Annotated in this window: 12 protein-coding genes; all 12 read left to right on the top strand. The window is 53.6% G+C overall.

Annotated elements, in window-relative coordinates:
- Positions 1-188 (top strand): head-tail adaptor protein (locus tag HMPREF9163_RS12255; protein WP_009439665.1); only part of this gene is annotated, 188 nt, incomplete at its 5' end.
- Positions 181-579 (top strand): HK97 gp10 family phage protein, encoded by a 399-nt coding sequence (locus HMPREF9163_RS00585; RefSeq protein WP_009439664.1) that lies wholly within the window; start codon positions 181-183, stop codon positions 577-579. The genes HMPREF9163_RS12255 and HMPREF9163_RS00585, both read left to right, overlap by 8 nt.
- Entirely contained in the window at positions 576-938 is a 363-nt protein-coding gene (locus tag HMPREF9163_RS00580; RefSeq protein ID WP_009439663.1) for a DUF3168 domain-containing protein, read from the top strand. Before HMPREF9163_RS00585 ends, HMPREF9163_RS00580 begins: the two co-directional genes overlap by 4 nt.
- A gap of 1 nt (position 939) precedes the next feature.
- Positions 940-1,539, top strand: coding sequence for a major tail protein (locus HMPREF9163_RS00575; protein WP_009439662.1), 600 nt, complete (start codon positions 940-942; stop codon positions 1,537-1,539).
- Between the two features lie 11 nt (positions 1,540-1,550).
- Positions 1,551-1,865, top strand: coding sequence for a hypothetical protein (locus HMPREF9163_RS00570; RefSeq protein ID WP_009439661.1), 315 nt, complete (start codon positions 1,551-1,553; stop codon positions 1,863-1,865).
- Positions 1,866-2,051: 186 nt separating this feature from the next.
- Entirely contained in the window at positions 2,052-4,604 is a 2,553-nt protein-coding gene (locus tag HMPREF9163_RS00565; protein WP_009439660.1) for a hypothetical protein, read from the top strand.
- Entirely contained in the window at positions 4,579-4,917 is a 339-nt protein-coding gene (locus HMPREF9163_RS00560) for a phosphoribosylformylglycinamidine cyclo-ligase (protein ID WP_232296649.1), read from the top strand. The genes HMPREF9163_RS00565 and HMPREF9163_RS00560 overlap by 26 nt, the downstream gene beginning before the upstream one ends.
- A 2-nt stretch (positions 4,918-4,919) precedes the next feature.
- Positions 4,920-5,333: a hypothetical protein gene (locus HMPREF9163_RS00555; protein WP_009439658.1), complete on the top strand. Its 414-nt coding sequence runs from the start codon at positions 4,920-4,922 to the stop codon at positions 5,331-5,333.
- Between the two features lie 10 nt (positions 5,334-5,343).
- Positions 5,344-6,249 carry a hypothetical protein gene (locus tag HMPREF9163_RS00550; protein ID WP_009439657.1) on the top strand — a complete coding sequence of 302 codons (906 nt, stop codon included), beginning with the start codon at positions 5,344-5,346 and terminating at the stop codon, positions 6,247-6,249.
- Positions 6,246-7,982 (top strand): hypothetical protein, encoded by a 1,737-nt coding sequence (locus HMPREF9163_RS00545; protein ID WP_037345509.1) that lies wholly within the window; start codon positions 6,246-6,248, stop codon positions 7,980-7,982. Before HMPREF9163_RS00550 ends, HMPREF9163_RS00545 begins: the two co-directional genes overlap by 4 nt.
- Entirely contained in the window at positions 7,979-8,200 is a 222-nt protein-coding gene (locus HMPREF9163_RS00540) for a hypothetical protein (RefSeq protein WP_009439655.1), read from the top strand. The genes HMPREF9163_RS00545 and HMPREF9163_RS00540 overlap by 4 nt, the downstream gene beginning before the upstream one ends.
- 4 nt (positions 8,201-8,204) lie before the next feature.
- Entirely contained in the window at positions 8,205-9,278 is a 1,074-nt protein-coding gene (locus HMPREF9163_RS00535) for a hypothetical protein (RefSeq protein WP_009439654.1), read from the top strand.
- Positions 9,279-9,313: the final 35 nt, after the last annotated feature.

The raw sequence follows: 9,313 nt of genomic DNA, 5'->3' as shown, positions 1-9,313 counted from the left end.
ACGGATATGCGGAGAAGGTGCAGGAGGTGGATTATCGTGTAGTCATTCGTTACTGTGCGGATGTACGAGTGACGGATCGTATTCGTTGGGGAGACAAAACGCTCACACCGATTGCGCCGCCGTATCCACTTGGCGGGAAGAAGCGGTGGCTTGTTCTGGAATGCAGGGAGTTGGTGGAAGATGGCTAGATACCGAGGATTCGTCTCTGCCGAGAAGATATTGTCCGAGCTTGGCGCAGAGGCGACGGCTGCGGCAAAGGAAGCACTCGCGCACGGAGCGGACGATGTGGTCGCGGAGGCAAAGACCCGCTGTCCCGTCTATACGGGAACAGATAAGCGCGTGGTAAAGGGCGCACTCCGCGACTCCATCCATAAGCGACTGCGACGAAAGGACGGCTCCGTTTGGAGGATTGCGGCAGATGCGGAGTCTCAGGATGGCGTATTCTACGGTACACTCGTCGAATTCAGCCCACGCATCAACAAGCCGTTTCTCTATCCCGCGCTCGATGCCAAGAAGGATGGGATCCGTTCTGCCATCGTCGATGCCGTCCGTATGGCAATACGGAGGCGAGGGAAATGAGTATTGCGAAGATGGTGTATCAGGCACTTGTGTGCTCGAAGGAGCTGACGCAGCTTCTCGCTCACGGAAAGAAGAGCATCTATCACGGGCGCAGCCCCGATGCAGGGACGTATCCGATTCTTGTCTACACCGTCATTTCGGATGTTCCTGCGCTCTCGGCAGACGGCACGGAACTGGAACGCCGAATCACGGTGCGTATCCATATTCTGACGAAGGACGGACGATTTCGAGAGATTCATTGCGCCGTGCAGAACGCGCTTTTGCCACTCGGCTTTGTCCGTACACAGACGCAGGAGATTGTCGAGAAGGACATTTTCGTTGAAATTACAGACTATAAAACAGCAGTGGAGGGAGAATAAAATGCCAAGTCCAACACCAACAGGAAAGCCCGCCGGGAATCTGACAAGCGGGCAGTTCATCAACATCCAGAAACTTCATATTGCCAAGATGCTAACCGATGTGGCAGGCGGAGCGGCGACCTACGAAGCTCCGATCCCGCTCGGGAAGCTCCTGCGCAAGGTGGACATCAAGCCACAGACGAATCAAGCGGAGCTATTTGCCGACGGTCAGTCCGTGGATACGGCATCGAATACCGCATCCTACGATCTGACGTTTGACACGGCTGCTTTACCGCTTGAGTATGTCGCGTATCTCCTTGGACACAGTATCGAAAATGGTGTGATGAAGGCGGGCAAGGACGATGTTGCGCCGTACTTTGCTGTGCTCTTTCAGTCGGATAAGCGCAACGGCAAGAAGAGATATACTAAGTTCTACAAAGTCCAATTCACGGAACCCTCGGAATCTGGCAACTCGAAGCAGGAGAGTATTCAGTTCGACACGCCGACACTGACGGCAAAGGCGATCTACCGTCTCTCGGATGGGCTGTCCTACGCCAAGGCAGACGAGGAGGCGGCGGGCTTTGCCGCTGAGACGGGGACGAAGTGGTACGAGCAGGTCTGAGGGAGGAAGCTATGGAAACGCCGAAACTGCATATTGCGGGCAGGGAGATCATGCCAAACCCTCCAAAGATGAAGGTCTGGCGCGAGTTCCTTGCCTTTTTTGATGCCGACAAGCAGGACATGAATCTTGAGGTCTTCTTGGATGCACACGTCCGACTGATTATCCTTGGATTCGGACGGGAGGAAGTGACAAGGGAATCCGTGGAGGAGAATGTAGACGTTGCGGACATTGTGCCGCTGACGCGCTCCCTTTTCCGTTGGATTCAGTCACTGACGTTTTCCAAACTGGTGAACCTCCCAAACGAGGAGACGGGGAAAGAGGCGTAGTTCTTTCCCCGTACCAGAATTTACTGCGTTACTACGAGCGGCTGCAGTCCGCCTACGGGTGGACGATGCACGAGATTGATTCACATGAGATTGCGTTCCTGCTCGATCAGCTTGTAGTAACAGCGATCTGCGAAGAAAGATTGTCCGAGCGATTTATTGACGACGTGATGTAGGGAGGGAGATGGAGTGGCAAAGCGCGGACAAAAGATTGATGAACTCTATCTCGACATCGGTCTCAACATCGCACAGCTGCAGCTGGACTTCGATACGGCGGGGAAAACCGTCTCGGATTCCATCGCACGGCTCAACAGCAAGGCGAATAACATCCATCTGAAACTGGATGCCGATCTTGCCAAACTCGACGGTGTGGGGACGGAACTGGATAAGATCAAGGTGCGCCATCAGGCGATCAACCGCGAACTGGATATTCAGCGGCAGAAAGAACAGATTCTTGCGGCTGTCCTCCAATCCGCGAAAAAGAATGACGGCGTAGACAGTGCATCTTACCGTAGAGCAGAGAGCAATCTCCTGCGTCAACAGAGAACCGTCGCACAGACCGAAGCCGAGGTGCGGAAACTGAATAACCGCCTCAAGGAGAGTGCCGTGCTTTCCGGTACGCTCGGCGGACGTATCTCAGCGGGAATGACGGCGGCACAGGCGGGTGTTCGGAATCTCACGAGCGGATTCAATGTTCTCTCGACAAAGATGGCCGCAGTTATGGCCGTCGCTGCGACGGGTGCGGGGCTGTTCAACATCACCAAAGATGCGATGCTTGCGGGCGAGAACGTCTACAAGCTGACGCAGCGTCTCCACGTCTCGGCGGGTGAAGCCGCTGAACTAGGGCGTATGTTCCAACTGGCGGATACGGATATAAAGAGCGTTATTCCGCTCATTGCCCGTCTTGACAAACAGGTATCCGACGCAGGAGAGAGCGGAAATGACACATCTCGCGCACTCTCGCGCTTTGGCATTGCGCTCAAAGACCAACAGGGAAATCTCCTGCCTCTGAACGAGCAGCTGGCACAGCTTGCCAAGGGATACAAGACAGCAAGCGAAGCGGGGATGGAGGAAGCGTATACCGCAGAAGTCCTCGGTGCGCGTGGTGCGGCACTAATCCCGATTCTCGAACAGTACGACGACCTGATGACCATTTCTTCGCGCGTCAAGACCACGGGACTGCTCGATCCCGAACAGGCGCATGAGACGTATCTCAAATGGCGCGAGATGGAGATGGAAGCGGGGCAGCTGAAACTTGCCCTCGGCGCGGCGCTGCTCCCTGCCGCCGAGGAACTCATGCCCGAGATCAATGACGGCTTTACCTCTCTTATTGAAAGTATCCGTGACAACAAGGACGAGATCAAGGATGCCGTCCTTGGTTGGGGCGAGGCACTCAAGACCGTCGCGGAGCTTGCAGGTTTTGTCGGAGAGCAGATTCACAAGGTCAACGAACACGCCGAGGCGAATGCGTGGCTCATGAAGAATCATCCTGTGACATCTCCGCTGATTGCAATTCCGTTCCTTGGCGGTACCGTCCTCGACGCTCTCTATGGCGATGAGTACAAGAGATACCAAGAACAGCAGAAGATTGCCAAAGAGAAAGCTGCGGCAGAGGAGAGTGCCCGTGCCGAAGCGGAGAAGAACGCCAAGGCGCAGGAACAGAACGCCAAAGCGGCGCAAATTCGTGCGGCGGCTGAGAAAGATGCCGCAAAGACAGTCAGTGAATCTGCAAAGATGACCGCACAACTGACGGACAGCTTATATACACTGACGCATACGGACATCCAGAACAGTCTACACGCTCTGGATCGCGAAGCCTTCGAATCCTTCCAGAAGGGCGCAGATTCGCATCTAATCGACGAATACCGCTTGGCGAAGGAAGCGAAAATCTACGCCGATTTTCAGCGGGACGTTGTGGATAAGGCGAATGCGCTCTACAAGACGGATCTGCAGAACAAACTGGACTCCATCGCCCGTGAAGCCGATGCCTTTCGTCAGAGGGGCTTGGACGAGCTGCAGACGCAGGCGTGGCTCAGTGAGAGCAAGGCGCGAGTGATGGAGCAGTGGGAGCGGGATGTCGCTTCCAATATTGACTCGATCTGGAAAACGGAGCTTGAAAACCGCCTTGCGGAGATTGAGCGCGAGAAGGATGCGTGGGTGCAGAAAGGTCTGGATGAGGTTGAGGCGACACGCTGGGCGGAGAAGCAAAAACTCGATGCCAAGCGCAATGCCGCTCTGGAAGTCCTCCGTTCCCAGAAAGAGGAACTGCAGGTGTTCAAGAAGTCCGGGCAGGTCGGACTGATGGAGTACCTTCGCAAAAAGAACAAGTTCACGACAGAGGATTTAGGACTGACACCGGAGTTACTTCAGCAGTTCCAATCGGGACGGAAATGGGCGATGGAGAATCTCCTGCCGAATTTTGCTCCCGAGAAGCGTGAGGACAGTTCCCGCATCCGTGTCAATGGGCAGGAGTTTTCGTATTCACAGATGATGGCAGGGCTTGGACAACAGGCGCAGAGCATCCAAACTGCGGGGCAGGGCGCAAGTGCTTCACAGCAAGGGGATCAGACATCTCCCTCTATGACGGACAATCGCCAGATTCACATACAGGTGCAAATCGAGAATGCTGTTACGGAGGATAACGAGGGAATGCGTATGCTTGCCGATCATGTCGCCGACCGAATCCGTCCTGCTGTTGAAAATGCCCTAGGGGGGGATTCCAATTCATATTCACATTGGTGAGGTTAGAACGCTGAGTGTCGAGAACTGGCAGATCGTTCCTGATGACCGTCAGCAGCTCTTGGAGATCGTCGGCGGTGTGGTCGTGCAGGATTTCGGGCATATTGCAGAGGGAGACCGTATCTCTTGCACCGTTGTTGTAACTGCCGCTGACTGGGAGAAAATCAAGGCATATTGGGATAGCCGCGCAAGGGTGTCCGTAACGGACGAGAGCGGGAGCGTCCTGCCCTCGATGCGTGTTGTGGTGAAGTCCTACGAGTATATGGCTCATTTCCCGAAGGTATATAAGATTTCACTTGAATTTTGGAGGGTGTGACAATGGCAGAACTGCTGCATATCTATATGAACAATCCGACCGAGGGCGGCAAGGACGGGACGGAGGTCAGCTCCGGCACGGAACTTTCTCCCATCTCTGTTTTGCTCGATGCGGGCAAGGGCGAGCAGAAAGCCGTCAAATGTGCAGTACGCTGCGAGAGCGGCTTCCATATTGATGGAACACTTACGGTCAAATTCGTCGGCGATCATGCGGACAAGTGGAAGGTGGCGATGGATCACAATTATACGACTGATACCGTTTTGACAGTAGCAGATTGGAAGGATGAGATTGCGCTTTCCGGTGTCGGCACGGTGAATGTTATTTTCTGGGTGAAAGCGATGAGTTCTTCCGATGAGCAGCCGCAAAGCGATGTGAGTGTCGATCTTCAAGCAGAAGGGCTGCTTGTGTCGGATTAGGAGGTGCGTCATGTCGTTCAAGTACATCAATCCTGGTTATGCGGAGTTGCTTTCGACCAGCGGTGGCACAACGGTGACGGGTGAGCAGTACAGCAAGACGGGTGTATCTTTTTGGCAGCCTTCCAAAGAGCGGGGAGTCGAACTTTCCGAAGTTCCCACGGAATTTTACGGAAAGTTCGATTTGTATATTCTCGGGGTAAAAGGGCGTGATGATGTCGATTTTTCACTTGGTATCGGGTATCAGAACGGCATCTATCTGAGAGGTTATCGCAGCTTGACCTTTTCCGGACTCGCAGGAACCAACTCGCTTTTTTACAAGTCCGACATCGCTGAGATTATTCCCATGTATGCAATGAGTACCGTATGGCTTCACATCAAGCAGGGGAATGAGAACAATGGCATCCTGCATGTCGTCGTCAACGATCATGAATTTTGCAATAAGAGGGATATAAACCTCTCGTATGATTCGCGAACCATCAAGATATTCAGTGACAACAACCGCGCCCTTATCTCGAATCTTATCCTATCGGATGCGCCGATTGACCCCCGCGAGCAGATCGCTTTGCTGCCGATCACAGCAACACAAACAAACATGACCGACTGCGGCGATGGCAGCTATGAGGCGACGGCGGCAGGACAGGAGATTCTGCAGTCGGTCGATGTTTCGTCGCTTATCTCGCAGTACGGAGAGAACTCCCGTGTGGTCAGTATTGCGCCCTTTGCAAAGCCCGCCTATCGGACAGCAGAGGGGCTGTGCGCTCTGACAGCGATTGAAAAGAGCGGCGGCATAATTACGGAACACGGCAGACATATCGCAGGGCAAGATACGGCGGGGTACGTTATGGGAGCATACGACACGTCTCTAAGGGTTGCGGAGCTTGCAGAGCGACAGTTTGGATGGAGAGCGGGGACATGAGTATCAAGCTGAAGCCCGGTGTTCTCATCTCGTGGTTTCCTTTTGGACGCATCCATCTCCATCCTGCCGTTTATATCACGTTTATCCCGATGATTCAAGAATCGGTAAAACTGACGTGTGATCTAAGGCGGGAACTTCATGCATCCTGCGTGGTTCACGCCGACACACGGCGGCTTCTACAAACAGGAGTGAAAGTATCAATTAGAGGAAAGCTGCTCCGCCGGATTGGACGGACGGAATCGGTAAATACAGATACGTTGCGGCGTACCGGACAATTCTGCTCCGTTAGAACAGATACAGCACGTCAGCTTATCAAGTCTCTGCATATATTGGCAGACACGAGGATTGAGATCCCGCATACGCTTACCTACGCAGAATTCCGGGAGCGGGGGATTCGCTCGTTTTCCGTAATGCTTGGGGAACTCAGTCTCTCCGACACCATCCAACTTGAAACCGTTCAACCGCTGTCTGTCGGTGCGAGTGTAGAGGGGCGGGTGATGGACTATGCCTTCCGTTTTCTCGTGGAGGAAACAAGTCAGCGTGGCATCGTGCAGTCCGTCAAGGGGACGTACAGTAAGGACACGCTCCTCTACACGCCCATTCATATCTATGTGGAGCGGGCAAAGGCGTCGCGCTATGCGACCGAGATCGCGGCGGCACTTGGTTTGAAATTACATCGTCTGACCGATGATTTCATCCCATCTCAGAACTTTGAGGGAAGCGGCATGACCTACCATGATTTTATCTCCGCACTGTTCGGATGGACGGCAAAACTGCCGCAGCGTCAGATCAACGTCTTTATTCGCGGAGATACGCTCCACATTATTCAGCGCGGCATGGAGGAATCCGTCATTGACATCACGCACTGGCCGTACGCACAGCCGACGATAGAGCGAAAACTCGTGCGCTCCGTCTGGCACAGTGCGAACAACAATCATGAGAGCGGGGCGCACAACGAGGAGGAAACATCTCCCATTCCTTTCACCGGCACGATTTCGTTCAAAGAGATCAGCCGCACTTACTCCAACGGTTTTCTCGTCCGCGAGACGAATGAGAACGGCTACAGCACCTATACCTACGATGGGGAATACCTCGCCGAGAAGCGCACGCATAATGTGGACGGCTCGACCAGCCGCACGGATTACGCCTACGCCACTACGGGGCGGGATGTCTATCTCTTCAAGGAATGGGAACGTACAACAGAACCCGTCAATGACGGAAAGAAGCACACAGAATATGACTGGGAAGATTGGAGCAAAGAGAAGGGCACGGAGCGCATCACCTACCATGCGCCGCTCGGCTATGGATGGTATGCGGCCACCGTCTATGTGGACGGCGTATTGGAGGGCAGCAGCTTGTCGCAGGGAAAGCCCGGCGGCAAGGCGAGTCAGTTCACCGTCGAGCAGTCGAATCTCAGCCTTGGTGCAAGTTACGCGAGCGATGATGAGCTTCCGTACTCCTCGCTCATCGACACTGAGTTTCCAGTTGTGGGTGCAGATTATCTGCGAATGCTGACGAGAGAAATCGAATGGCTCAATCGCAAGACACAGGAGACGGTCACCGTGGAGATTCGCGCACGGATTCGTAGCGGCGTTCCCGACATTGACCACATCGTTGATTTCACCGAGCGCATCCGTTTTGAGGGACATGAGTATTTCTTGCAGTCGAACACAGTGGAACTTACGCCGCGTCTTTTGCGGCAGACCATCAAGATGGTGAGGTGGTATGGATGAATGGCGTTCCGGGGCTTGCGGCGGCAATCCGAGCAGGGATAAAGAACTCGAAGGTGGCTGAATCACAGGCACAAAGGGGAATTATCCGTAACGGGCGCGTCCATATCGGAGAGCGGTCGTATCCCTTCCGTGTGGCAGTGGACTGCAACACCTGTGACGGAAGTCTTGTGTGGGTACAGATTTCAAAGGGCGGCACTGCCGTTATCGTGGGAGCGTGAGCTTATGCACAGGGCTAGAGTGAAAGCTGTGAGCGGGAATCGGGTGCTTGCGAATGGTACGTGGCTCATCTGCATTGGAAATCGCACCGTCTATCCGGGCGAATGGATCTGGACGGACGGTCGTTGCGTCTACGGGCATGAATCCGAGGGTGGCATCAGTTATGTTCCGACGAATGTCCTTTCCGGCATACCGCTCCTCCAGATAAAGTGGAAGGATCAAAAAAACCAGATGCTCCATTCGTACTATGCAAAAGGAAAGATTCATCCGCTCGGTTTTTCCCAAGAGGATATATGGATGGTCAACAGCAGTCGCCACTTCGCGTATGTTACAGGCTATGGAATGCTTGATGCCGAAATGGATGAGCGGGGAAATCTCTATACCCTTGAAGCTGTCAATGCTCTCGTGTTCCCGCTCATCGGGGCAGATCAGCGTGACAGTATTCTCTCTGTCAAACGCAACGGAGAGATCATCGCCGCATACGATCTTGTGCAGATGTTTGGTGCTCCCGCCGTATCCGGTCCCACTGACCTCTATAGCTGTCAAACAGAAGGCGGGCGGGTGGATAAAGCTGGGAACTTCAAAGTGATGATATGGCACGCAACATCAGAGCATGGGGGAGACGGTAGTTCGAGCAGCACAGACCGATATGTGTTCTTCGATGGCAGCAATCTTGAGCCTTGGATGGAGAAAACCAAAACAACGTCAAGAGACTCTGTTACGGGGGAATCCCATACTTCGGAAAGCAGATGGAGCGCACAGGATTACAGCATCCGCTATCCGCTCCATGACGGTATGTATATGCGCTTTCCTGCAAATCTTGACTATCTTATCTCCGGGAAAAAATATATTTCAAAGATTTACAGTGCAAAGGACGAACTGCTCATGGAACTGGAAACGAATCCGACTGCCCGTACAAGTCTCTGCCCTCTGGGACAGGGGAAATATCTTGTCAGCACGGGATCGCCCTTATATTTGTGGGAAGATGGTCAGTTTACGGAACTGATGCGCGGATGCTATAACTACCGTCTGCGCAGGATGAGCAATCTCAATAAATGGAAGAAAGCAGGGGGTGTCTGATATGGATCAGATTTTGACAATACGTCTGTATGCGG

The organism is Selenomonas sp. oral taxon 138 str. F0429, from assembly GCF_000318175.2.
Taxonomy (GTDB): Bacteria; Bacillota; Negativicutes; order Selenomonadales; family Selenomonadaceae; genus Centipeda; species Centipeda timonae.
Note: the sequence above shows the minus strand (reverse complement) of the source record. Positions and strands in the feature narration are given on the sequence as shown.

Coding starts and splice junctions, on each gene's coding strand:
- HMPREF9163_RS00585 (WP_009439664.1), top strand. CDS start 181: ATGGCTAGATACCGAGGATTCGTCTCTGCCGAGAAGATATTGTCCGAG.
- HMPREF9163_RS00580 (WP_009439663.1), top strand. CDS start 576: ATGAGTATTGCGAAGATGGTGTATCAGGCACTTGTGTGCTCGAAGGAG.
- HMPREF9163_RS00575 (WP_009439662.1), top strand. CDS start 940: ATGCCAAGTCCAACACCAACAGGAAAGCCCGCCGGGAATCTGACAAGC.
- HMPREF9163_RS00570 (WP_009439661.1), top strand. CDS start 1,551: ATGGAAACGCCGAAACTGCATATTGCGGGCAGGGAGATCATGCCAAAC.
- HMPREF9163_RS00555 (WP_009439658.1), top strand. CDS start 4,920: ATGGCAGAACTGCTGCATATCTATATGAACAATCCGACCGAGGGCGGC.
- HMPREF9163_RS00550 (WP_009439657.1), top strand. CDS start 5,344: ATGTCGTTCAAGTACATCAATCCTGGTTATGCGGAGTTGCTTTCGACC.
- HMPREF9163_RS00545 (WP_037345509.1), top strand. CDS start 6,246: ATGAGTATCAAGCTGAAGCCCGGTGTTCTCATCTCGTGGTTTCCTTTT.
- HMPREF9163_RS00540 (WP_009439655.1), top strand. CDS start 7,979: ATGAATGGCGTTCCGGGGCTTGCGGCGGCAATCCGAGCAGGGATAAAG.
- HMPREF9163_RS00535 (WP_009439654.1), top strand. CDS start 8,205: ATGCACAGGGCTAGAGTGAAAGCTGTGAGCGGGAATCGGGTGCTTGCG.